Genomic DNA, 24,547 nt, shown 5'->3' on the forward strand with positions numbered 1-24,547 from the left:
TGGCCCCTGGCCGTCAAGCCTAGCTGCAAAGCTACAGCTCGGATGCCCGCAAACCGTTGTCACTATTGACCTTCTGGCTCGGTAGTTCTAGCAGAAAGGACTTGACAAAACAGATTTTAAGTCCCTTGCGTCTACCAATTTCGCCATCGGGGCATAACGACAAGAGCAGGGAATATATACATCAAGGCCCTGCGAAGCAAGCCTGTCGGGTGCCGAGATGGCACAAGATGTTGCATTTCAGGCAAATTAAAAAATCTCGACAAATCATGGGCCTACAAAACAACGCTGAAATACGGCTTTAGCGTTCGGACGGTCTCACAGGCGTCTGAACGTGATCACCCACACCAGCGGGTTATCGCTCCAGGATTGCTCTCGGTGTGAAACCTGCCACCAACTGGCGAAGGCGATCACCGGGGTGGGACTGAGACCGGTGTGCGGGGCGGGCAAATGATTGGCGAAGTACACCTGGATACTGTCATTCACAGGGTAAAAACCTTCAGCCTGTGCCTGCTCATCGGTGATGTCGTGCAGTTGCTCGGTACTGATACTGATGACTTCTATCAGGCCGCGTGAAGCTTGGCGGGGCATCGAGCGACTGGGGCGGTGCCACCAGGCGGGATGGTCGGCGGGCGCTGCTGCGCTATTGAACGCCTCGGGAGGTGTGTGCTGATAGCTCTGCCCGGATTGCAGGGTCATGTCCACGAAGTGTTTGAGTTGACGATGCCTTGTCAGGCTGTATCTCGATTCCCAGAGGCCATAGGCGTAACAATCCTCTTTGAGCCACAAGCGTGTGCCGGGCGGCCCGTAGGGGCAGGCCGGTGGGGAGCGGGCGGTGATCGTGCGACGGGTGACCGTCTTTCTGTCTGCCAGAATGGTATCGACCATTGTTGTGCTGAATAAAATAGAGCGTTCCATGACAATTAGCCTCACTGAATCGAATGTTCACCTCATTACAACACAGCCCGAGGCCAAGGCGAGGCCTGTCAATGGGCTTCAAGTGCCTAACCGATGAATCGTCGTCAGGAACGGCTCCGGCATTCAGTAAAGACAGCCGCAGCCCCGAATTATCGAGGCTGCGGCAATCATTTAGAACGAGTAGTTGGCCGACAGAATGGCCGCGCGCGAATCACCGTATTCGATGGCTGACGAACGCGCAGCAGTACCGTTCTGCTGACGCACACGCTCTACATAGTCTTCGTCGAACAGGTTGTTGACGTTGAGTTGCAGGTCGAAGTTCTTGTTGACCTGATAGGCCAGCATTGCGTTGTGCACCCAGTAATCATCCAGCTTGGCTGTAGTGCTGGAGCTGACGTTACGCTCGCTGACATAGCGGGCACCGTAGCCGACAGTGAAGCCTGCTGGCAGTTTGTAGGTGGTCCACAGGTTGAGCGAGCGCGGCGGGGTGTTGCCCAGCGCCTGGCCTTCACGGGCAATACCGGCAGCGGTGTCGGCGGCCTTGAGGGTTTCGCTGCTGAGGATGGTGTAGTTGGCGAACACATCCCACTCTTTGCTGATGTGGCCAGTCACGCCGAACTCGATACCGTCTACACGCTGCTCGCCAGCCAGTTGCGTCGAGCCATCAGCCATGGTTTCCCGGGCGTTGCTCTTCTCGACGCGGAAAATGGCGGCATCGAGTTGCAGGCGCTTGTCGAGCAGTTCCCACTTGGTGCCCAGTTCCCAGGTTTCGTTCTTTTCCGGGTCCAGATTCTCGGTGGTGGCGCTCAGACCGCCGCCGCTGGAGGCCAGGCTTTCAGCCGACGGGTTGAAAGAGTTGCCCCAGGCCAGGTAAATGCGACCGTTTTCGACGGGTTTGTAGACCAGGCCTGCACGGCTGCTGACTTTGTCGTCGCTCGATTTGAAGCGGCTGGTGCGGACCTTGGCGGGCGAGAAGCCGTCGGCTTCGCCTTCAAAGTGGTCGTAGCGTACACCCAGGTTCAGGTCCCACTGCTCGTGCAGGGCGATGGTGTCGAAGGCATACAGCGCGTGGTTGGTCAGCTCGGTTTCGGTATAGGCCGTAGTGGCCTTGGCGGTTGGGCCGGCCCAGTAGCCCGGCGGGTTGCTCAGCGAGTAACCGGCGGCCGGGTAGTTGCCAATGCCGTAGTTGTAGGTCTTCAGATCCAGCGTCTCGCGAGAGATCTCGACACCGGTCACCAGGTCGTGGCGCATGCCCAGCAGGTTGAAGTTGCTGATCAGGTTGGTCTGGTTGATCCACATTTCGGTGCTGGCGTGGCGGCCATAGGCTTGCGGGCCGGCTGGCAGGTAGCGACCGGCAGGCAGCCCGGCAGTGTTGACGTGGGACGCCGAGACGGTGGTGTCACGGGTGATGTGACTGAACCGGGTCAGGTTCTGCAGGCGCAGATTGTCGTTGAAGTCGTGCTCGAAATTGGCGGTGAAGGCGTTCTGCTCGATCTTCTCTTTATCGAGGTTTCTCCAGCCGAAATAATCTTCACGGCTGACCCCGGCCAGCTTCTTGCCATCAAGCGCCGGCACGCCGTAGTCCGGGGTGTTGTCGTCGGTCTGGTGGAACGCGCTGAGGGTCAGGCGCGTGTCGTCGCTCAGGCCCAGGCGCAGCGACGGCGCGATGCCCCAGCGTTCACGCTCGATCACGTCGCGGCCGGCCACGTCGTTCTTGTGGCCCATCAGGTTCAGGCGAAACGCGCTGTCGGTGCCCACCCCTTCCAGCGGCTGGTTGGTGTCGACAGTGGCGCGGTAGTAGCTGTCGGTGCCGAGACTGCCGCCCAGACGGGTGAAGGCACGATCCATTGGCTGCTTGCTGATGATGTTGATGCTGCCGCCGGTGGTGCCGGCGCCGCCGAACACCGAGTTCGGGCCTTTGATGACCTCGACCTGATCGATGTTGAACGTGTCGGTACGGCTGGTCTGGGCGCTGTCACGCAGGCCGTCGATCTGGATGTTGCTGTTGGCCGAGAAGCCGCGAATGTTGATGCTGTCGCCGGAACCGCCGCCGCCTTCACCGGCGTTGAAGGTGATGCCGGACACGTTGGACAGCACCTGGCGCAGGCTGAGGGCTTGCTGCTCCTGGATCACCTGGGCGGGAACCACGGTGATGGTCTGTGGGGTGTCGACCAGTTGCGTGGTGATCTTGCTGGACGCCGAACGTTCGGTCTTGTAAGCGCCTTCGCCGGCAGCATCGACATTGATGTTGTCCAGTTGGACAGCCTTGTCGCGGGGTTGCTCGGCCAGCGCGTGTCCGGCGCAGGAAGCAACAGCCAGGCCTAGGGCGGAGAGCATCAGCGGGTTGGCTGAGCGGGTAGGGGTAAGCTTGCTAGTCATGAACAACGCTACCTTTGAGAATCCAAGTCGTGTTTTTTTTGATAGTTATTTGCATTTCTGCGGCCGCGAATATTGCTGATAATCATTATTATTTACAATAGTTTGTAATGAAATGTTTTCTGTGTAAGCTTTTCATTACAAATGAGCGGTTTTCCCGGCGCCGATCTGGCAAAGCAGAACGGACAGTTTCGGCAATCCCGCGGAGGGAGGCAGTCAGGCCCAGGCTCCGCGATGGCCAGAGCCTGACGACAAAATGTGCAGGAAAAGGCCGTCAGGCCAGTACGGCGACGCTCTTGATCTGCGCCCACAGCGGCTGACCGGGCTGCAGTTGCAGCAGGTCGCGGGAGTAGCGGGTGATCCGCGCCAGCAGCAAGGTGCCACCGGCATCAAGCTGGACCATGACATGCGCCGGGTGGTCCGCCGCGACCTCTTTGATCACCACCACCGGCAAGCGGTTGAGGATGCTGCTGTGTTCGTCGGGTTGCCGGGTCAGGCTCACGTCGCGGGCCTGCACCTTGAACCGCAGGCGGCTGCCGACCGCCTGCGGGGCATGGGCGATGCGCATCGTCTGGTTGCTGCCGGGCAGGTTCAGGGTCAGCAACTGGTACTCAGGGTCATAACCGCCAGTTACGCCCTCAATCACTACCCCGGCATCCGCTTGCATGGCGATCGGCAAGTCAAGACGCGCCAGGGTTTGCTGCAACGGGCCGCTGGCGATGGCCTGGCCTTCGCTCATCAGTACCAGATGGTCAGCCAGCCGCGCGACTTCGTCTTGAGAGTGGCTGACATACAGCATCGGGATGCGCAGTTCGCTGTGCAGGCGCTCCAGATACGGCAGGATCTCCGCCTTGCGCTTGCCATCGAGCGCCGCCAGTGGCTCATCGAGCAGTAACAAGCGCGGGCTGGTCAATAGGGCGCGGGTAATCCCCACCCTTTGCCGTTCACCGCCAGACAGTTTGTCCGGTTGCCTGTCCAGCAAGTGACCGATGCCCATCAGTTCGACTGCCTGGTCCATCTGCACGACGCGCTGCGTGGTCGCCACGCGTTTCTGGCCAAATTCCAGATTGCCGCGCACGCTCAAATGAGCGAACAGGCTGGCCTCCTGAAACACATAACCCAGCGCGCGTTTGTAGGTGGGCACGAAAGTGCGCCGTGCCGTGTCGTGCCAGACCTCGCCATTGACCTGGATGAACGCGCTGGCGGCCTGTTCCAGGCCGGCCACGCAACGCAGGCAGGTGGTCTTGCCTGAGCCTGAATGCCCGAACAGTGCGGTAACGCCCTGGCCAGGCAGGTCGAGGTCTACATCCAGGGCGAAGTCGCTAAACGCCAGCTTCAGGCGAATCTGCAAGCCGTCGCTCATCACTCAACTCCAGACGCTTTTGTTCTTGCCGCTGGAGTAAAGCGCCAACAGAACCAGGAAAGAAAACACCAGCATGATACCCGCCAGCCAGTGGGCTTGTTCATAAGCCATGGATTCGACATGATCGAAAATCTGTACCGATACGACACGGGTCTTGTCCGGAATATTACCGCCGATCATTAATACCACCCCGAACTCTCCGACCGTATGCGCGAATCCTAAAATTGCGCCCGTCAGGTAACCGGGTTTGGCCAGTGGCAGTATAACGTGAAAGAACGTGTCCCACGGCCCGGCGCGCAGCGTCGCGGCCACTTCCAGAGGGCGTTTGCCCATGGCTGAAAACGCATTCTGTAGCGGTTGCACGACAAAGGGCAGCGAATACACCACCGAGCCGGCCAGCAGACCGGCAAAACTGAAGGTCAGGGTGCCAAGCCCCAGGCTCTGGGTCAGTTGCCCGACATAGCCGTGGGGGCCCATCAGCAACAGCAGATAAAAGCCGATCACCGTGGGCGGCAGCACCAGAGGCAGGGCCACCACAGCACCGATCGGGCCCTTGAGCCACGAGCGGGTATGCGTCAGCCACAGTGCGATGGGCGTGCCGACCACCATAAGAATCAGGGTGGTCAGCGAGGCCAGCTTGAAGGTCAGCCAGATCGCGCCCAGATCGCTGCTGTCTAACGGCATTTACAGCTCATATCCGAATGATTTGATCACCGCTGCGGCTTTCGGGCCTTTTAGGTACTCGACCAGTGCCTTGGCGGCGGCGTTGTCCCGGCCTTTGGTGAGGATCACCGCATCCTGTTTGATCGGCTCATGCAGGTTGGCCGGTACGATCCATGCCGAGCCGCTGCTCAGCTTGCCATCCTTGTAGATCTGCGACAGCGCGACGAAACCGATCTCGGCATTGCCGGTGGAAACGAACTGATAAGCCTGGGTGATGTTCTGGCCTTCGACCAGTTTGGCTTTGGTCGATTCGCTCAGGTTCAGCTTGGCCAGGACCTGGGTGGCCGCCAGGCCATAAGGAGCCGTTTTCGGGTTGGCGATGGACAGGTGTTGCCAGCTATTGGCCTTTAGAATATCGCCCTTGGCATCGACGTAACCTTCCTTGGCCGACCACAGTGCCAGGGTGCCGATTGCATAGGTGAAGCGCGAGCCTGTGACGATGTCGCCTTCTCGCTCAAGTTTTGCCGGGGTGCTGTCGTCGGCGGCCAGGAACACCTCGAACGGCGCGCCGTTTTTGATTTGGGTGTAGAACTGGCCGGTGGAACCGAAGGCCGCAACCAGCTTGTGCCCGGTGTCTTTTTCGAAATCCTTGGCGATCGCCTGGATCGGAGCGGTGAAGTTGGCGGCGACCGCTACCTGGACTTCATCGGCGTAGGCCGGCATCGCGCCCCAGACTACAGCGGCCACAGCAAGGGACTTGAACGCGACGCGCAACGCAAATGCACTCATCAAACAGCTCCGGCAAAAAGTAGTGTGGGTGTGGCTCGAATCAGTTCAGGGTTTTCGCTATAAGCAGAAATATATAGCGATAACTCATAGGCAGGGAAGTGCTGATTTCAAAGTGACAGCTCAGCAAATGCTCTCGAAACAACCTGATTGACTTTTAAAACGCTCAGTCTAATATCTATTCTCATGAACGAACCCATCATCAAGCCCCGGCGTCCGGGGCGTCCGCCCAAGCTCGATCGCGATAACCTCGAAACCCGCGAGGTCTTGATCCGTCGCGGTCTTGAGGTGCTCACCGAGCAGGGCTTTACCGCCACGGGGCTGGACTTTCTGCTCAAGCAGGTCGCCATTCCCAAGGGCTCTTTCTATAACTACTTCCCCAGCAAGGAAGCGTTTGTCCTCGTGGTGCTTGAACACTACGCCGACTATTTCGCCCACCTGCTCGATCAGCACTTGCTCAACGATGCCTTGTCACCCTTGGAGCGGCTGGTCAGTTTTGTCCAGGCCGCCAAGGCCGGCATGGCGCGTCACGATTACCGGCGAGGCTGCATGGTCGGTAACCTCGGTCAGGAAATCAGCGTGCTGCCCGAGAGCTTCCGGCCGCTGCTGGAACAGATTCAACTGGATTGGCAGGCTCGCCTTGCGACGTGCCTGCGCAGTGCACAAACGGCCGGTGAGTTGCCGCGCAGTGCCAATTGCGACGAGCTGGCGGCGTTTTTCTGGATCGGCTGGGAAGGTGCGGTACTGCGCGCCCGGCTGGTAAAAGGCGACGCACCCTTGAACACCTTCATTGCCGGGTTCCTGCGCGGCTTGCCGCAGTGACCCTTCGACGTATTTAAAACGTTCGGTCTAATTCGGAGGCGACATGGCAGATGAATCATTCAAAGGCATCCTGATCGACAAGGATGACACCGGCTACCACGTCAGCCTCCGCGAGCTGCATGAGCAGGCGTTGCCTGAGGGGGATGTGACGCTGCAGGTCTCCCATAGCACCCTGAACTATAAAGACGCCCTGGCCCTGACCGGCAGCAGTCCGATCATCAAGCGTTTCCCGATGGTGCCGGGTGTAGACCTTGCCGGTAGCGTGATTGCCAGCGACAGCCCGGACTTCAAGCCGGGCGACAAGGTGCTGCTCAATGGCTGGGGCGTCGGTGAAAGCCATTGGGGCGGTCTGGCTCAGCGTGCGCGGCTCAAGGGTGACTGGCTGATTGCATTGCCTGAGGCCTTCACCTGCGCTCAGGCGATGGCGATCGGTACCGCCGGCTATACCGCGATGCTCAGTGTGATTGCCCTGGAGAAACACGGCGTTAAACCCGCCGATGGTGAAGTGCTGGTCACCGGCGCCAACGGTGGCGTGGGCAGTTTCGCGGTGGCGCTGCTGGCCCGGCTGGGCTATCAGGTGGTGGCCTCCACAGGGCGGCCGCAAGAAAGCGACTATCTCCAGCAACTGGGCGCCGCCGCGATCATCGACCGCAACGAACTCAATCAGCCCGGGCGGCCGCTGCTCAAAGAGCGCTGGTCGGCGGTGGTCGACTCGTTGGGCAGCCATACCCTGGTCAACGCCTGCGCCGCGACGCGTTATCGCGGCATCGTCGCGGCATGTGGTCTGGCCCAAGGCATGGATTTTCCCGGCAGCGTCGCACCGTTCATCTTGCGCGGCGTCACCCTGGCCGGTATCGACAGCGTCAATCGCCCCAAACAAGACAGGATCGAAGCCTGGTCACGGCTGGCCCGCGACCTGGCCCCGACGCTGCTGCCGCTGATCAGTCATGAAGTGGGCCTGAGCGAAGTCATCGACCTGGCGCCGCGGCTGCTCGCCGGTGAAGTGCGTGGTCGGGTGGTGGTCGATGTGAATCGTTGAAAGTGCTAAACCCTTTTCCAGTGGGCGATCGCCCGCCGCCTCGGCGCCGCGCTGTCGCGCAGCAAACACGGAACCCCGTAGGACCGGCTTCAGCCGGGAAGCCTTCGCGGCTGAAGCCGCTCCTACGGTGTACTCCTTGCAAATCAAAAGGTTGTGGTCTTGTTTGACGAGCGTTGGCTTGCCAACGAATGCAGGCAAAGCAGCTTCCGTGACCTTGCAGGTGAGCGACATCCACCAGAAAACCATTGTGAAATAAAAGAAGACTTCAGCCGTGACCGACCAGCCTGCTACCTCCCTTGCGCTGCCTGACATCAGCAATCCGCTGCGTCTGTACATGGCACGCCTGGCTCCGTCGAGCCGGCAAACCATGCGCTACGTGCTGCAGGACGCTGCTGACCGGCTGGGGCTGACCGACGCCGACATCTTCGAAGTGCCCTGGCACACCTTGCAGCCAGGGCACATCACCGCCCTGGTAGCGACCCTGCGTGACGATGACTACGCGCCCAATACCACCTCGCTATACGTCAATGCCATTCGCGGGGTGATGAACGAAGCCTGGCGCCAGGACTTGATCAGCCATGATCAGTTGCTGAAAATCCGCTCGGTCAAACCCATGGCCGGCAGCCGCCTGAGCCGCGGCAGCAACATCCGCCGTAATCTGATTCGCGAGTTGATGGACGTCTGCGCCGCCGACCCGCGCCCGCAAGGTCGGCGCGATGCGGCGATTATCGCCATTTTGTACGGTTCCGGGATGCGCAAGTCAGAGTCGGTGAACATCGACCTCAACCAGGTGGACTTCGAGCAGCGTTGCCTGCGCGTGCAAGGCAAAGGCAACAAGCAACTGATCAAGTACGCCCCGGCCTGGGCCTTCGAGGCGCTGCAAGGCTGGCTGGCACTGCGCCGCGAGCAACTGCCGGCCGGCCAGGCAGACGACGCCTTTCTGTTCAACCGCATCCGCCGTGGCAGCCACATCACCCGCGAGCGCATCACCAAGCACGCCATTTACTTCATCGCCCGCCAGCGCGGTCGGCAGGTGGGCGTGAACATCATGCCCCACGACTTCCGGCGCTCGTTCATCACCCGGGTCATCGAAGAGTTCGACCTGTCCATCGCCCAGAAACTCGCCCACCACACCCACATCGCGACCACCGCCAGCTACGACATGCGCAGCGATAACGAGCGGCGGCGGGTGGTGGATCATCTGGAACTCTGAGCCTCCCGGCAGCCGAGCACCTGGCAGATCTCCCTTAGCGCATCGGTGCGTGCCAAACCCCCCGATGCCTGGTTGGCGCCCACATGGGGCGCAGTGCGCACACAAGAATCGGCAAAACTGAACGGCTGCCCGGTGTCGCGGTTAACCAACTCGCCGGCCCGTTGTTCTTCGATTCGGCACAGCCGGGCGCTTTGTGCTCCCTGAGAGACCCGCGTGGTGAGCGGCAAAGGGTAATCGAAACCGTGTTGGCCATCGGCGTAGGGATACAGCTTCACATCCTGACCCGTCTGTTGCAGGCGGGTGACGTATTCGGCACAGCGCTCTATACCGTTGTAATCATCGGCAAGACCATGGAACACCCGAACTGGTGCGGCTTGCAGGCGGTTATCCTGCTGGTAACGGGTTGCACAATCGGGATAGAAGGCAAAGAAGCCTTTGAAACCGTTCTCGCCACCCCACAACGTCTGGAAGCGTAACAGGCTGGCGTACAGGGTTGCCTGACCGCCCCGGGAAAACCCCAACAGCGCGACCTTCTGACCATCAACGCGCGGGTGCTGTTGCAGGGCCTGTAGCGCGCGATAACTGTCCAGCACCATGTTCAGGCGGCCCAGGCTGGCCTGATCCTTCGATACATTGACCAGCCCACGGCCGCTGAAGCTGTCCAGAGTCAGCGTCGCCAGACCCTGGTGGTTGAGCCGTCGCGCCCAGTATTCGGTGCCCGCACCCAGACCGCTTGAGCCGTGCAGCAGGATCACCACCGGCGCCTTGTCGACGCCCTGAGGCAGGCGCAGCTCAGCACCCAGCCGCACGGGCTGACCGTCGTTTTGGCCAGTGAGAAACTGGCGGTCGCTCAGGGTCAGGCTGTCGATGCTCAACAGTTCTACCCGTGCCGGCAGGTCAGCCAACGAATCGTCGGCCACCGCCAGCGAAGCCGCGAGCGCGAGCAAGACGCCTGAAATCAACGCCTTCATAGTTCATAGCTCAGTGACAACAGCACGGTGCGCGGATCGTTCAGGCCGTAGGCCCGGGCGCCGCTGGAGGCTGAATAAATGACGGTTTGCGGATAGGCACGATCAAGGATGTTCTTCACCCCCAGACCAGCGCTCCAGTGGCCGTCAGCGGTGATGTAACGCAGGTTGGCGTTCCAGAAGAACTGCTCGGGCAGCTCGTAGATCGGCTGGTTAAGTGCATTGGTGGTCGAGCGCGCTTGGTATTGCAGGTCGGTGTTGAAGCTCAGCTCGCCCGGCAGGTTCACCGGCAACCGGTAGCTGGCAGCCGTGGAAGCGGTCCAGCGCGGTGAGTAGGGCATGCGGTTGTCGTCGGCATCCACACCGGGCCCACCCGCATTGGCAAAACGCTCGTAAAAGGCTTCCAAATAACCAAGATTCAAGGTCAGTTGCAGGGCATCGGTGGCAGCCCACTGGTTTTCCAGCTCCGCCCCGTAGGTATGCGCGCCACCGGCATTGATCCGCGCATAGAAATTGCCGATCGACGGCGCATACGCGCTGGCTTGCAGGTCTTTGTAGTCGTTGTAGAACAGCGCCAGATTGCTGCGCAGTCGGCCATTGAAAAACTCGCCCTTGATCCCGGTTTCCCAGGTGGTGACGGTTTCCGGATCGAACGCGGTTTGTGCTGAGGCCGCTGCGGTTGCGCGGTTATCGTAGCCGCCGGCCTTGAAGCCTTGGGACACCGATGCGTATTGCATCAGCTTGTCGGTCCAGACATATTCCAGGCCTAGCTTCGGAGTCCAGGAGTTCCAGGTCTGGTTTTCATCGGCGCTAAAGCGCAGGCCGTTGGGCTGGCGGTCAGTGGTGATGTCGTAGTTGGCGAAGGTGAAACCCTTGCGCTCATGGGTGAAACGCAGGCCGGCGGTCAGGCTCAGCTTGTCGGTCAGCTTGTAGTTGCCCTGGCTGTAGATCGCCGCGCTGTCGGTACGGGTTGTGCTGTACAGGCCGTTGCCGACGATGCGGTTCTGGGCAATGTTGCGGGTCAGGCTGTCGCGCTCGGCCATGAAACGCTCATGAAAGAAGAACAGCCCGGTACTGAAATTGAAACGGTCGTAATCGCCGTTGAGCTGAAGTTCCTGGGTGGCGTAGTTCTGCTTGTAGAGGATATACGAACGCTGAATGAACGCTGCAGCCCCTGAGTTTTCCGAATTGACCCGCTGGTTGAAGGCCGACCAGGCACTGACCGACTTGAAGCTCAGATGGTCGTCGATCTGGTAGATCGCGCGCAGTACCGAACTGCCTTGGTCCAGACGGTTATGCGGTACCCAGCTCAACTGCGTAGTGAACTTGTCGTAACGACCGTTGGCGTCAAACGGGGTGTAACTGCTGCTCTCGCCATGGTCGAAGGCGCCGCTCAAGGTCAGTTGCACGTCCCAGCGCGAATCAGTCGGTGCCCAGCGCAGCTTGCCACGGTAAGCCTGACTGTCGATGTCGTTGCCATCACGGCCCAGAGTCTTGTTGCGCACCGTGCCGTCACGTTGCAGGTCCATGGCCGAGAAGCTGGCGTACAAGGTGTCGTCGACCAGCGGCCCGGAAACCAGCAGGCGGGCATTGCGGGCGCTGTAGTTGCCCAGCTCCAGCTCATAGCGGGCCCGGGTTTCCTGGCTTGGGTCGCTGGTCAGAATACGGATGGCGCCGGCGCTACTGTTGCGGCCATACAGCGTGCCTTGCGGGCCACGCAGCACCTCGACGCGCTCGACGTCGTTGAAGTCGACCATCGAACCGATGGCCCGCGGGATGTAAAGATCGTCGGCGTATACCGCCACGGCGGCCTCCTGGATCGGGTCTGACTCGCCGATGCCGCGAATCGAATAGGTCTGGGTGCTATGGCCGATGGAGTTGCGCCCCAGGCCCAGGTTCGGTACCTGGCCTGCGAGGTCGCGCACGCTCTTGACCTGGGTCTGCTCCAGGCGCTGGCTGTCGAAGGCCGAGATGGCCAACGGGGTGCGTTGCAAGTCTTCGCTGCGGTGCTCAGAGGTCACGGTTACGACCGCCAGCGCCGCAGCGGGTGGCAGGTCGCTGGTGCTCAACGGTGTATTGGCGGCGGGCGCCGGTTCAACCAGAATTCCGTGGGTGCCAGGCCGTGCCACCAGCCCGCTGCCTTGCAGAGCGGCATCGATAGCCTGCTCGTTGCTCAGGCGACCGCGTACTGCCGGAGCCTGTAAAGGTGCGACCAGTTGCGGGTCGAACGAAATCGCCTCGCCACTCTGCTCGGAAATGCTCAGCAAGGTGCTGGCCAGCGGTCCTGGGTTGATCTGGAACTCATGGTCGGCAGCCAGTACCGTCAGAGGGGCGCAAAGGCCCAAGGCAAGGCTGAGGAGCGTACGGGGAAACGGCATTCGAGCATTCCTTTATGAGTGATGCTCTGATGTGCAACGGCATGGCGTTTTGTTAAGGGGTCGTTCAGACCGGTTCGGCATAAGCTTATGTCGGACTGATTCGCACCCAATAGCGGCTGAAGAACTGCAAGCGCAGACCCAGACTGTCGCTCAGCAGGGCCAGGCTGCGGTCGGTATCGTCCAGCGGATAGATCCCGCTGACCCGGCGGGGTGCCAGGCGCGGGTCCAATTGGATAACGCCGAGGCGGTAATCCTGCAAAGCGCCGATCACCTGTTCCAGCGGCTGATTCTCGACCCGCAGCAAGCCTCGGGTCCAGGCCTCGTCGGCACTGCTGCCGGTATCAATACTCTGCAACCCGTTGGCATCAAAGTGGGCTCGCTGCCCGGCACTGAGGCTGTGCTGTTGGCCGCGAACGAGCAAGTTGGCCGAACCTTCGAGCAATGAAACGCGGCTGGCCTCAGGCTCACGCCGCATTACCAGCCGGGCTTGGTGGGCGAGCAGCGTGCCGTGGGCTGTATCGAGCTTGAAGAGTTCCCCCGCTGCGATGCTCAGGCTGATTTGTCCCTGCTCCAGCTCAAGGCAGCGCACAGCGGGGCTACGCACTGAGCTGCAGGCATCCAGGGTCAACTGACTGCCGTCGGCCAGACGCCAGTGCCCGCGTTCAGCAGTACCCGTACGCCAGTGTTCGCCGGGCTGCAGTGCACGCAACACCTGCGGGCCGGCCAGCACCCCTAGCAATGCCAGGCTCAGACCGCTGCCGGCAGCGCGCAGGAATCTCCGGCGGCTGTCCGCTGCATCGACCACCGCCGCCAATTGGCGGCTCGACAGTTGCCCCAAACCCGGCGCCTGCAAACCTTGCAGTTGGCCAGTGAGCTGACCGATGGCTGCCGCTTCGCGGGGATGTTCGCGGGCCCATTGTTCATAGTCCTGACGCTGACCCGGCGTGGCTTCTCCGGAGCTGATCAGGGCCAGCCAACGGGCTGCCTGTTGGAGCGTATCGTTCGCGCTCATGGGGCCAGCAACACTTGCAGGCAGCAGCGATAGGCCCGCTCCATGTATTGATGAATACGCGGCCCGCTGACCCCCAACTCTTGGGCGATTTGCCGATAGGTCAGGCCGCCGAAATGATAATGGATAAACGCAGCCTTGACCTTGCCAGGCAAGCCGTCCAATAACCGATCAAGCATCTGTAGCGCCTCGCTGGCCAGATACTGGTCTTGCGGCGAGGGCTGGAGTTCTTGCGGCAGGCTGGCCAGACTCTCTCGATAGGCACGCTCAAGATCGGCACGGCGCCAGCTTTCATACATCACCCTTCGGGCAATGGTGGTCAGCAGTGCACGTGGCTCGCGGATGCGCTCACCGTTATCCAGGCGCAGCACCCGCAGGAAGGTCTCGGCAGCGAAGTCTTCGGCATCATGGCGGTTCTGGGTGCGGCGTTGCAGATGGTTGCGCAGCCAGGCGAATTCACGTTCGAACAGCAAGCGGGTCCAGGCGCTGTGGCCAGAGGATGGGAGGGTAGACATGACAGATCGGCACGCAATGGATACCGCGCTGGCTCAAGTCAGTGGCGGAAGCTCCTGGAAAGATACCTGGCCGCGAAAGTTGGATGTCCACTGGCCGGCCGTTGGAGGGCTAGCCTATCCTGATGCATGAAAAATCCTAAAGAATATAAAATTTATGCATTTGAACTGAAAGGAATATAACCCTGAACCAGGTGCGTGAAAATCTGTAGGCAAAAAAAGACCACCGCACTCAAGGTGAGGTGGCCGAACAGATCTAACCAAAGGATGATGAATGGAGCACGCGCCCGCCGCCGGAGCTGGCGACGGGCCGTAAATCATCGGGGCGCACGGTAGCATCCTCACGCGCGAAAGCATCATCGCTATTATCAATAGTGACTATCGTTACGCATTGTTTGGCGCCGCAAGCCGCTGCGGGCGCGACTTTCAGCGCTGTGTAAAGCATGGCGAAGGCTCTGCAACAGTCTTCTTCACGTACCTTGAGCACGTCTGGCAAACAGCCGGTTAGCAGAATCATTAAAGAAAATGTGTCCGCTATGTCAGGAATACAGGCGCAACTAGCGCTTGGCCGGCCGCTGGTTGACCGTGCCGGGCGTTGACCATCGGGGCGCGACAAGCCCCGCCGTTCAGGGCGGGGAAGGATAGCGCGGACGGCGTAGCCGTCCCTGGTTGCCGTGGGGTGTCTGCTGCTGTTCGGTGTACGCACCGCTGCAGCATGATGTGAAGTAATACGGCGACACAGATGCCCTTCTACAGCGGTATTTCGTTACAAAGACCCAGTGGGCATGCACCTTGAAAACACCGTGCCGTCCGCGCCTAATGTCGCCTTCATTGCTCATGGCTCAAGAGCAGCATGCAACGACTTCAAGCCTTCAAGCACGAACTCATGCCAGACGGCCGGCAGGAGCGGCAAATGCGCCGCTTTGCGGGCTCCTGCCGCTTCGTCTTCAACAAGGCGCTGGCGTTGCAGAAGGAGCGCCACGAGCAAGGCGAGAAGAAGCTCGGCTATGCGGGCCTGTGCAAGTTGCTGACCGAGTGGCGCAATAGCCCGCAAACCGCATGGCTGGCCGATGCGCCTGTTCACCCGTTGCAACAGAGCCTCAAGGATCTGGAGCGGGCCTACACCAACTTCTTCGCCAAGCGAGCCGACTTTCCCCGGTTCAAGAAGAAGGGGCAGCGCGACAGTTTCCGCTATCCCGACCCGAAACAGATCAAGCTCGACCAGCCCAACAGCCGCCTGTTCTTGCCAAAGCTGGGCTGGCTGCGTTACCGCAACAGCCGCAAGACGCTGGGTACTGTGAAGAACATCACCGTGAGTCAGTCGTGTGGCAAGTGGTTCGTGAGCATCCAGACCGAACGCGAGACCGATGAGCAGCCCACGGCGCAGGGTGCGGCAGTCGGCATCGACATGGGCATTGCCCGGTTCGCCACGCTTTCGGATGGCTCGTTCTACGCACCCCTGAACAGCTTCAAACGCCATGAAACCGCGCTGTGCAAAGCGCAGCAGGCGATGAGCCGCAAGGTCAGATTCAGCCGCAACTGGAAGAAGGCGAAAGCCCGCGTCCAGCGCATTCACTCGCGCATCGGCAATGCCCGCCGCGACTACCTACACAAGTGCTCCACCACGATCAGCCAAAACCACGCGATGGTGTGTATCGAGGACTTGCAGGTACGCAATATGTCCAGGTCGGCGGCAGGCACGGCAGAGGCGCCGGGAAGAAACGTTCGGGCCAAGTCTGGCCTGAACAGGGCCATCCTCGATCAGGGCTGGTTCGAGTTCCGCCGCCAACTGGACTACAAGCTGGCGTGGCGCGGCGGCTGGCTGATTACCGTGCCGCCGCAAAATACCAGTCGCACGTGCCCCTGTTGCGACCATGTGTCGGCGGCCAACCGCCAGACGCAAGCGCTGTTCAGGTGCGTGGGATGTGGTTTTGAAGGCAACGCCGATGTGGTCGGGGCGATCAATGTACTAAGGGCGGGACACGCCCGGTTAGCCTGTGAAGTGAGCGCAGAGGTCATGGCGCCAGCAGCAGGAACCCACCGAAGCGACTCGGGGGCGGCTCGATGCCGCGCCTGAGCGCCGTAGGAATCTCCGGCCTTCAGGCCGGGGAGGATGTCAAGTAAAATCGCCAACCCAAAAAAACGGCGTGCAAAGCGAGAAGGAGCTTCGATGCAGCGGGTAATGATTATTGGCCAGCCTGGATCGGGCAAAAGCACGTTGGCGCGTAAGCTCGGCCTGCTCACAGGCTTGCCTGTCGTTCATATAGACACTATCCACTGGCAGCCAGGGTGGGTTGAACGAAGCCCGGACCAGAAGACCCAGCTTTGTCATGAGGTCGAGGCCGGTGAGCGCTGGATATTCGAAGGAGGCCATTCAGCCACTTGGGAAAATCGGATAGCCCGCGCTGATCTCTTGATATGGATTGATCGCTCGGCGACGCTTCGATCCTGGCGTGTGCTGTTAAGAACCCTGCTCCAGCGCGGCCGGTCTCGCCCCGACTTACCGGAGAACTGCCCTGACCTGTTGGCGAAGCTGCCAGAGTTTTTCGGGTTCATGTGGCGTACGAAAAAAACAGCGCGGATGAAGATGCAGCAACTCGTGGCGACTGCACCCTCAACATGCCGCGTCGTTCACCTGCGCTCTAACCGGGATACCAGGGCTTTTCTGACGCGCATTGGATATCTATCTGCTCAAGCTGCGCGAGATTGATCAAGCGTTGGCCGCTTCGATACGCAAACGGCTGACCAGACTGCAACGACCAACGCAGAACCGTACAGACCTACGTGGGAGTCGGCTCAGCCGACGAATGCTGCGGTACATCCACAGCAGATGTGCCGGTTTTACTGGCCCTTTCGCGCAACGGGGTCAACAGCTTCAAGAGCCAATGCCTGGCACCCGGCAGAATCCTGCTTGTGTTCACACCGACATCTGCAACCCCCTCAACCCTCGCGCGCCAAACTAAACCCCTTGACCCCAAACTCCGCCTCCAGCGCCAGCAGATATTCACGCAGTGCATTGCGCGTCGCTTCTTCATGCAAGCTGTGCTGCACTCGATCAACCACTTGCTCAAAGGGCATTGGCTGGCTGTCTTGCCGCCCGTCAATCCATACCAGGTGCCAGCCATACCGCGAAGCCAGCGGCCGGTCATGCAAGCCCACCGGCAAGCGCCGCACAGCCTGATCCAGTTCGGCAACCGTCTGGCCATCGCGCAGCCAGCCCAGCTCACCGCCCTGATCTTTCGACGGGCAGGCGGAATGCCGCTGGGCCAGTTCGGTAAAGCGTTGCGGTTGTTCGGCCAGTTCGCTCAGCAGGGTTTCGCCCAGCCGGTATTGAGCATCGCGAGCCTGGGCGTCGTCGGGGGCGGCGGGCAGCAGGATGTGGCGCAGTTGCAGGCGAGCGGGCAGGGCGAAGCGTTGGGTGTGGGTCTGGTAGTAGCGGCGGCAGGCGTCCTGGTCTGGCTGCGGCACTTGCAGTTCGTGTTCCAGCAACTGGGCGATGGCCTGATCGTCGTTGCCGGCCAGGCCCAGTTGCGCGGCGCGCTGGGCCAGCAGTTCGCGCACCACCAGAGCGCGGGCGGCCTGCTGCTGGGCGTCGGCCAATGAGCTGGCGGGGTGGAAGGGGGTTTCCTGGGCGATGTCTGCTTCGGTCAGTGGCGTGTCGCCGACCATGATCACCGGCAACGGATTGGCGGGCAGGTTTTCCAGCTCGATGGTTTGCATGCTCAATTCTCCTTAGCCGCGCCGCCGCACGATCTGGTAATTGCGCCCCAAGTAACCCAGCGGTGCGCTCCACACGTGCACCAGGCGGGTGAAGGGAAAGATCAGCACGATGGTCAGGCCCAGCAAGATGTGCAGCTTGAAGATCAGCGGCACACCGGCCAGATGGCTGGCGGCATCGCCCTGAAAGAACACGATGGCCTGCGCCCAGTTGGCCAGCGCCAGCATCATGTTGCCGTCCAGGTGATCGATCGAGAAAGCGATGCTGATCAGCCCGAGGCTGACCTGCAGCACCAAGAGGGCGATGATCGCCAGGTCCATGGGGCTGGACGAAGCACGTACCCGCGGGTTGAACAGCCGTCGCCAGAGCAGCATGCTGCCGCCGATCAGGCACATCACTCCGGCCACGCCGCCGAACAGCATGGCCAGCAGTTGCTTGTGCGGGGCGGACAGAAACGGCGCGTAAACCCAGTGCGGGGTCAGCAGGCCGAACAGGTGGCCGAACAGGATCGCCAGCACGCCGACATGAAACAGGTTGCTGGCCAGACGCATGTTGCGGCTGGACAGCATCTGGCTGGAGCCGGCCTTCCAGGTGGCTTGTGCGTAGTCGTAGCGCAGCAGGCTGCCAAGCAGGAACACCACACCGGCAATGTAGGGGTAGATACTGTAAAGCAGGTGCATCAAGTAGTTGTCGAACATGATCAATCTCCTGTCACTGATGCAGGCTGGATCTGGATCACTTGAGGGATCGCCGCGTGTTTGCGTTCGGCCAGGCGCCGGCCTTCGGCCGATTGCAGGCTGCAGTCCTCATCGGTCTTGGCCTTGAAGCGTACCGCTTCTTCTTCCCACACCGCGTCCAGCGCTTGCGGCGTGTTGTCCGGTTGTTCGGCGCGCACGGCGGGTCTATGCGCCTCGATGGTGTCGGTGGCGCCGATCAGCGCCAGCAGGGCGCGGGGGATGAGTGCGTAGCGGGTAGCGCGATCCTCCAGGCGGGCGGTGAGCAGGGCGAGGATGTGCTGGATGTCGCCCAGCCACTGGCCGATCTGCCCGTGGTCGCGGGTCGACAGGTATTCCAGGAACAACGGCAGGTGGTCGGGCAGTTCACGGGCATCAAGCTGCCAGCCGGCGGCCTGGTACTCGGCCAGCAGGTTGACCATCGCCTGGCCCCGGTCGCGGGACTCGCCATGCACATGCTCGAACAGCAGCAGCGAGGTGGCGCGGCCGCGGTCGAACAGATCGACGTAGGCTTCCTGCAAGTCGAGCAGGTCGCTGCTCGCCAGGCTTTGGCACCAGTCGGTCAGTTGCCCGCGCAATGCCAATGGCAGGCGTTGTTCGGCGTCGAGAATGGCGATCAGCTCGCTGCTGGCGGCCTGCAGTTGTGCGCACGGGTAGTCGAGCAGCCGGGCCAGTACCCGCAGGCTCAGCAGGCCCTGTGCTGATGATTGATGTTCATCCATGACGGCTGTCCTCCACCGGGTCGAAGCTCTGCACCGGCTTGACCAGGGTGCTGGTGTGTTTATGTCCGCCAAACAGGCTGACCGGGTTGTTGCCTCCGTGGCAGCCGTTGCCGGAGCTGAACCCGCAACCGCCGCGCTCGGCATAGGCATCGGGAATCTGCTCGCGATGGCCGCTGGGGATCACAAAGCGGTCTTCGTAGTTGGCGATGGCCAGGTAGCGATACATCTCTTCGACCTGGCGGCGGGTCAGGCCGACCTGTTCCAGTACCGCGTCGTCAAGGCGGGTGTCGACGTGCTTGCCGCGCATATACACACGCATCGCCATCAGGCGCTTGAGGGCCAGTATCACCGGGGCTTCATCACCGGCGGTGAGCAGGTTGGCCAGGTATTGCACCGGGATGCGCAGCGATTCGATCTTTGGCAGCACGCCGTCGAACTCCACGTGCCCGGCGTCGGCGGCGGACTGGATCGGTGACAGTGGCGGCACGTACCAGACCATTGGCAGGGTGCGGTACTCAGGGTGCAGCGGCAGCGCCAGTTGCCAGTCGATGGCCAGCTTGTAGACCGGCGAGGCCTGGGCGGCGGCAATCACGCTGTCGGCAATACCGTCGCGGCGCGCCTGGGCGATGACTTCAGGATCATGGGGGTCAAGGAAGATTTCGCACTGGCGGTGGTACAGGTCGCGATCATCCGGCGAGGATGCCACCTGCTCGATGCGCTCGGCGTCATACAACAGCACGCCGAGGTAACGAATGCGGCCGACGCAGGTTTCCGAGCACACGGTGGGCTGGCCGCTTTCGATACGCGGGTAGCAAAAGATGCACTTCTCGGATTTGCCGCTCTTCCAGTTGTAGTAGATCTTCTTGTACGGGCAGCCGCTGATGCACATGCGCCAGCCCCGGCACTTGTCCTGGTCGATCAGTACGATGCCGTCTTCTTCACGTTTGTAGATCGCCCCGCTTGGGCACGAGGCCACACAGGTCGGGTTCAGGCAGTGTTCGCACAGGCGCGGCAGGTACATCATGAAGGTGTTTTCGAACTGCCCGTAGATGTCGGCCTGGATGCGCTCGAAGTTGGCGTCCTTGCGCCGTTTGGCGAACTCGGTGCCGAGCAGTTCTTCCCAGTTCGGCCCCCATTCGATCTTGTCGATACGCTGGCCGGTGATCAGCGAGCGCGGTCGCGCCACCGGCTGGTGGTCGCTCTGGGCGGCGCTGTGCAGGTGCTGGTAGTCGAAGGTGAACGGCTCGTAGTAGTCGTCGATTTGCGGCAGGTCCGGGTTGGCGAAGATATTGGCCAGTACCCGCCACTTGCCGCCAATGCGCGGGTTGATCGTACCGTCGGCGTTGCGCACCCAGCCGCCGTTCCATTTCTGCTGGTTCTCCCATTCCTTGGGGTAACCGATGCCGGGTTTGGTCTCGACGTTGTTGAACCAGGCGTACTCGACGCCTTCGCGGCTGGTCCAGACGTTTTTGCAGGTCACCGAGCAGGTGTGGCAGCCGATGCATTTATCGAGGTTCAGGACCATGCCGACCTGGGAGCGAATTTTCATTTCACGGCCTCCTGGCGGTAATCATTGTGTTCCCCATCGAGCCAGTCGATGTCGCGCATCTTGCGCACGATGACGAACTCGTCGCGGTTCGAACCCACGGTGCCGTAGTAATTGAAGCCGTAAGACAACTGGGCGTAGCCGCCAATCATGTGGGTCGGCTTGGGGCAGGCGCGGGTCACCGAGTTGTGGATGCCGCCGCGGGTGCCGGTCATCTCCGAGCCGGGGATGTTCAGAATCCGTTCCTGGGCGTGGTACATCATGGCCGTGCCGACCCGCACCCGCTGGCTGACCACCGCCCGGGCGGCAATGGCGCCGTTGGCGTTGTACAGCTCGATCCAGTCGTTATCGGCCACACCAATGGCCTGGGCATCGCTTTCACACAGCCAGACAATCGGCCCGCCGCGCGACAGGGTCTGCATCAGCAGGTTGTCGCTGTAGGTCGAGTGGATGCCCCACTTTTGGTGCGGGGTCAGCCAGTTCAGAGCGATTTGCGGGTTGCCGTTATCATTCGGTGCTGTAACGCTGGCCGCTGCTTTGGTGTTGATCGGCGGGCGATAGACCATCAGGCTTTCACCGAAGGCGCGCATCCACGGGTGATCCTGATAAAACTGCTGGCGGCCAGTGAGGGTGCGCCACGGAATCAGCTCGTGGATGTTGGTGTAGTTGGCCGTGTAGCTGACGTGCTCGTCTTCCAGCCCCGACCAGGTCGGGCTGGAAATGATCTTGCGCGGCTGCGCCACAAGGTCGTGAAAGCGGATCTTCTCGTCGTGCTTGGCTCGCGCCAGATGGGTGTGGTCGCGGCCGGTGACTTTCGACAGCGCCGCCCAGGCCTTGACCGCCACCTGGCCGTTGGTTTCCGGCGCCAGGGTCAGGATCATCTCGGCGGCATCCACCGCCGAGGCCAGTTGCGGACGGCCCTCGGTCGGGCCATCGGGCTTGCGGTGGTTGAGTTTGCCAAGCAGCTCCACCTCCTCGGCGGTCTGCCAGGCAATGCCTTTGCCGCCGTTGCCGATTTCGTCCAGCAACGGGCCGACCGAACTGAAGCGTTCCCAGGTCTGCGGGTAGTTGCGCTTGACCTCGATCAGCGAAGGCATGGTCTTGCCAGGAATCGGCGGGCATTCACCTTTTTTCCAGTCCAGCACCTGAGCCTGGGCCAGTTCCGATGGGCTGTCGTGTTGCAGGGGCAGGGTCACCAGGTCGGTTTCTTCGCCCAGATGGCCAACGCACACTTGAGAAAACGCCTTGGCGATGCCGTCGTAGATCTGCCAGTCGCTGCGCGCTTCCCAGGCCGGGTCGGTGGCAGCGGTCAGCGGATGAATGAACGGGTGCATGTCCGAGGTATTGAGGTCGTCCTTTTCGTACCAGGTGGCGGTGGGCAGCACCACGTCCGAATACAGGCAGGTGGTGGACATGCGGAAATCCAGGGTCACCAGCAGGTCGAGCTTGCCTTCGATGGCCTGCTCTTGCCACACCACCTCTTCAGGTTTCTGGCTGCCGTCCTGGCCAAGATCCTTGCCGAGCAAACCGTGCCTGGTGCCGAGCAGGTACTTGAGCATGTACTCATGGCCCTTGCCGGATGAGCCGAGCAGGTTGGAGCGCCACACGAACAGGTTGCGCGGGTGGTTTTTCGGGTTGTCCGGGTCTTCGCTGGCAAAGCGCAGGGTGCCCTTGGTCAGTTGCTCCACGCAGTAGTCGGCGGTGCTTTGCCCGGCCGAGTGCGCAGCGCCTGCCAGGTGCAACGGGTTGCGGTCCAGCTGCGGCGCGCTGGGCAGCCAGCCCATGCGCTCGGCGCGCACGTTGCAGTCCACCAGGCTGCCAGTAAATTCTTCGGGCCGCGCCAGCGGCGACAGCAGCTCCTTGACCTGCAGTTTTTCGTAGCGCCACTGGCTGGAGTGGTTGTAGAAAAACGAGGTGCTGTTCATCTGCCGGGGCGGGCGTTGCCAGTCCAGGGCGAAGGCCAACGGCGTCCAGCCGGTCTGCGGGCGCAGCTTCTCCTGGCCGACGTAGTGCGCCCAGCCGCCGCCGCTCTGGCCGATGCAACCGCAGAGGATCAACATGTTGATCAGCCCGCGATAGGTCATGTCCATGTGGTACCAGTGGTTGATCCCGGCACCGACGATGATCATCGAGCGGCCACGGGTCTTGTCGGCGTTGCTGGCGAACTCGCGGGCAATACGGATCACCTGTTCGGCGGGCACGCCGGTAATCGCCTGCTGCCAGGCCGGGGTGTAAGGCCGGGCTTGCTCGTAACCGGTGGCGCCGTCATCGTCGCCACTGCCGCCGACACTGGCCTGCAAGCCCCGATCAATGCCGTAGTTGGCGGCGGTCAGGTCGAACACCGTGACCGCCAGCACGTCGCGGCCATCGGCCAGGCGCAGGCGCTTGGCCGGCACATGGTGATAGATCACCTCGCGCAGCGGCGAGCTGGGGAAGTGCTCGTGGGCGATGCCACCGAAATAGGGGAAGGCGACCCGCGCCACTTCGTCATGGCGATCGAGCAGTGACAGGCACAGGGTCACCGGCTGGCCATCGGCGTCCACCGGCTCCAGATTCCACTGGCCGCTGCCGCCCCAGCGAAAGCCGATCGAGCCACGTGGCACCACCAACCGTTCGCTGGCTTGATCCCAGGCCAGGGTCTTCCAGTCCGGGTTATCGGCCTGTTGCAGATTGTCGGCAAAGTCGCTGGCGCGCAGTTGCCGGCCCGGTACCAGCTTGCCGTCTTCGCGCTGCTCCAGCTCGACCAGGATCGGCATGTCGGTATAGCGACGGATGTAATCGGTGAAGTAGGCGCTGGGGTTGTCGAGGTGAAACTCCTTGAAGATCACATGACCCATGGCGATGGCCAGCGCCGCATCGGTGCCCTGTTTGGCGCTCATCCACTCATCGCACAGCTTGGCGACCTCGGCGTAGTCCGGGGTGATGGCCACGGTTTTGGTGCCCTTGTAGCGCACCTCGGTAAAAAAGTGCGCATCCGGGGTGCGGGTCTGCGGCACGTTGGAACCCCAGGCGATGATGTAGCCGGAGTTGTACCAGTCGGCTGACTCCGGCACGTCGGTCTGCTCGCCCCAGGTTTGCGGCGAGGCCGGCGGCAGGTCGCAGTACCAATCGTAAAACGACAGGCATACGCCGCCGAGCAGCGACAGGTAACGGGTGCCGGCGGCATAGGAGACCATCGACATCGCCGGGATCGGTGAGAACCCGGCGATACGGTCCGGTCCGTACTGGGCGATGGTGTGCACGTTGGCGGCGGCGACCAGGGTTTGCAGCTCGTCCCAGTCGGCACGCACAAAACCGCCCCGGCCACGGATCGACTTGTACTGGCGGGCCTTGTTGGGGTTCTCGACGATGCTCGACCAGGCGCGGACCGGGTCTTTATGTTCGGCCACTGCATCGCGCCACAGTTGCAGCAGCACCTTGCGCACCATCGGGTACTTGAGCCGGTTGGCGCTGTACAGGTACCACGAATAGCTGGCGCCGCGCGGGCAGCCACGCGGCTCGTGGTCCGGCAGGTCAGGGCGGGTGCGCGGGTAGTCGGTTTGCTGGGTTTCCCAGGTGACCAGGCCGTTTTTCACGTAGATTTTCCAGCTGCACGAGCCGGTGCAGTTCACTCCGTGGGTGGAGCGGGCGATCTTGTCGAACTGCCAGCGCTGGCGGTAGCTGTCTTCCCACTCGCGGCTTTCATCACGGGTTTCGCCGTGGCCGTCAGCGAATTGGGGTGGGCGCTTGACCAGATAGCGCAAGCGGTCGATGAACAGGCTCATGGTGCTCCTCCTTGACATG

The 24,547-nt window shown here is 61.6% G+C and carries 19 protein-coding genes; 5 read left to right on the top strand and 14 right to left on the bottom strand.

What is annotated here, in order from left to right; translation table 11 throughout:
• Positions 1 to 315: 315 nt before the first annotated feature.
• The 5 genes from PSCI_RS29215 to modA form a co-directional block, all read right to left on the bottom strand.
• The gene (locus tag PSCI_RS29215) at positions 316 to 915 is read right to left on the bottom strand and encodes a hypothetical protein (RefSeq protein WP_144403300.1); all 600 of its coding nucleotides are present in this window, start codon (positions 913 to 915) and stop codon (positions 316 to 318) included.
• Between the two features lie 171 nt (positions 916 to 1,086).
• Entirely contained in the window at positions 1,087 to 3,294 is a 2,208-nt protein-coding gene (locus PSCI_RS20885; protein ID WP_045490650.1) for a TonB-dependent receptor, read from the bottom strand.
• A gap of 271 nt (positions 3,295 to 3,565) precedes the next feature.
• Positions 3,566 to 4,654 (bottom strand): molybdenum ABC transporter ATP-binding protein, encoded by a 1,089-nt coding sequence (gene modC / locus PSCI_RS20890; RefSeq protein WP_045490652.1) that lies wholly within the window; start codon positions 4,652 to 4,654, stop codon positions 3,566 to 3,568.
• Between the two features lie 3 nt (positions 4,655 to 4,657).
• Positions 4,658 to 5,338, bottom strand: a complete 681-nt coding sequence (gene modB, locus PSCI_RS20895; protein WP_045490654.1) for a molybdate ABC transporter permease subunit — start codon at positions 5,336 to 5,338, stop codon at positions 4,658 to 4,660.
• The gene (gene modA / locus PSCI_RS20900; protein WP_231906608.1) at positions 5,339 to 6,040 is read right to left on the bottom strand and encodes a molybdate ABC transporter substrate-binding protein; all 702 of its coding nucleotides are present in this window, start codon (positions 6,038 to 6,040) and stop codon (positions 5,339 to 5,341) included.
• Positions 6,041 to 6,289: 249 nt separating this feature from the next.
• On the opposite strand from modA, the gene acuR reads away from it, so the two are divergent.
• From acuR to PSCI_RS20915, 3 genes are all read left to right on the top strand, one after another.
• Positions 6,290 to 6,925 carry an acrylate utilization transcriptional regulator AcuR gene (gene acuR, locus PSCI_RS20905; RefSeq protein ID WP_045490658.1) on the top strand — a complete coding sequence of 212 codons (636 nt, stop codon included), beginning with the start codon at positions 6,290 to 6,292 and terminating at the stop codon, positions 6,923 to 6,925.
• A gap of 43 nt (positions 6,926 to 6,968) precedes the next feature.
• Positions 6,969 to 7,964, top strand: coding sequence for an acrylyl-CoA reductase (NADPH) (gene acuI, locus PSCI_RS20910; protein WP_045490660.1), 996 nt, complete (start codon positions 6,969 to 6,971; stop codon positions 7,962 to 7,964).
• A 334-nt stretch (positions 7,965 to 8,298) separates the two neighbouring features.
• The gene (locus tag PSCI_RS20915) at positions 8,299 to 9,177 is read left to right on the top strand and encodes a site-specific integrase (protein ID WP_084710255.1); all 879 of its coding nucleotides are present in this window, start codon (positions 8,299 to 8,301) and stop codon (positions 9,175 to 9,177) included.
• On the opposite strand, the gene PSCI_RS20920 is transcribed toward PSCI_RS20915, so the two are convergent.
• The 4 genes from PSCI_RS20920 to PSCI_RS20935 form a co-directional block, all read right to left on the bottom strand.
• On the bottom strand, positions 9,162 to 10,148 hold the full coding sequence (locus tag PSCI_RS20920; RefSeq protein WP_045490664.1) for a dienelactone hydrolase family protein: 987 nt from the start codon (positions 10,146 to 10,148) through the stop codon (positions 9,162 to 9,164). The two genes, PSCI_RS20915 and PSCI_RS20920, sit on opposite strands and share 16 nt — an antisense overlap.
• Positions 10,145 to 12,523, bottom strand: a complete 2,379-nt coding sequence (locus PSCI_RS20925) for a TonB-dependent receptor domain-containing protein (protein WP_052483460.1) — start codon at positions 12,521 to 12,523, stop codon at positions 10,145 to 10,147. The genes PSCI_RS20920 and PSCI_RS20925 overlap by 4 nt, the downstream gene beginning before the upstream one ends.
• 85 nt (positions 12,524 to 12,608) lie before the next feature.
• The gene (locus tag PSCI_RS20930; RefSeq protein WP_045490666.1) at positions 12,609 to 13,535 is read right to left on the bottom strand and encodes a FecR domain-containing protein; all 927 of its coding nucleotides are present in this window, start codon (positions 13,533 to 13,535) and stop codon (positions 12,609 to 12,611) included.
• Positions 13,532 to 14,047, bottom strand: coding sequence for a sigma-70 family RNA polymerase sigma factor (locus PSCI_RS20935; protein ID WP_045490668.1), 516 nt, complete (start codon positions 14,045 to 14,047; stop codon positions 13,532 to 13,534). Before PSCI_RS20935 ends, PSCI_RS20930 begins: the two co-directional genes overlap by 4 nt.
• Before the next feature lie 850 nt (positions 14,048 to 14,897).
• Here PSCI_RS20935 and PSCI_RS20940 point away from each other — a divergent pair.
• Both PSCI_RS20940 and PSCI_RS20945 read left to right on the top strand, forming a co-directional pair.
• Complete coding sequence (locus PSCI_RS20940) at positions 14,898 to 16,121, top strand: RNA-guided endonuclease InsQ/TnpB family protein (protein ID WP_045490670.1); 1,224 nt, start codon at positions 14,898 to 14,900, stop codon at positions 16,119 to 16,121.
• Between the two features lie 93 nt (positions 16,122 to 16,214).
• Positions 16,215 to 16,754 carry an ATPase AAA gene (locus PSCI_RS20945; RefSeq protein WP_045490671.1) on the top strand — a complete coding sequence of 180 codons (540 nt, stop codon included), beginning with the start codon at positions 16,215 to 16,217 and terminating at the stop codon, positions 16,752 to 16,754.
• Positions 16,755 to 16,984: 230 nt separating this feature from the next.
• Here the strand turns inward: PSCI_RS20945 and PSCI_RS20950 are convergent, their stop codons facing one another.
• Genes PSCI_RS20950 through PSCI_RS20970 form a run of 5 tightly spaced genes read right to left on the bottom strand, consistent with a single transcriptional unit; the run spans position 16,985 to position 24,528 of the window.
• Positions 16,985 to 17,764 carry a peptidylprolyl isomerase gene (locus PSCI_RS20950; RefSeq protein WP_045490673.1) on the bottom strand — a complete coding sequence of 260 codons (780 nt, stop codon included), beginning with the start codon at positions 17,762 to 17,764 and terminating at the stop codon, positions 16,985 to 16,987.
• A 12-nt stretch (positions 17,765 to 17,776) separates the two neighbouring features.
• Entirely contained in the window at positions 17,777 to 18,460 is a 684-nt protein-coding gene (gene narI / locus PSCI_RS20955; protein ID WP_045490676.1) for a respiratory nitrate reductase subunit gamma, read from the bottom strand.
• A gap of 2 nt (positions 18,461 to 18,462) precedes the next feature.
• Positions 18,463 to 19,218, bottom strand: coding sequence for a nitrate reductase molybdenum cofactor assembly chaperone (narJ, locus tag PSCI_RS20960; RefSeq protein ID WP_045490678.1), 756 nt, complete (start codon positions 19,216 to 19,218; stop codon positions 18,463 to 18,465).
• On the bottom strand, positions 19,211 to 20,767 hold the full coding sequence (gene narH, locus PSCI_RS20965) for a nitrate reductase subunit beta (protein ID WP_045490680.1): 1,557 nt from the start codon (positions 20,765 to 20,767) through the stop codon (positions 19,211 to 19,213). Before narH ends, narJ begins: the two co-directional genes overlap by 8 nt.
• Complete coding sequence (locus PSCI_RS20970; protein ID WP_045490682.1) at positions 20,764 to 24,528, bottom strand: nitrate reductase subunit alpha; 3,765 nt, start codon at positions 24,526 to 24,528, stop codon at positions 20,764 to 20,766. Before PSCI_RS20970 ends, narH begins: the two co-directional genes overlap by 4 nt.
• Between the last annotated feature and the right edge of the window lie 19 nt (positions 24,529 to 24,547).

The sequence above is a fragment of the Pseudomonas sp. StFLB209 genome, assembly GCF_000829415.1.
In the GTDB taxonomy this organism is placed as follows: domain Bacteria; phylum Pseudomonadota; class Gammaproteobacteria; order Pseudomonadales; family Pseudomonadaceae; genus Aquipseudomonas.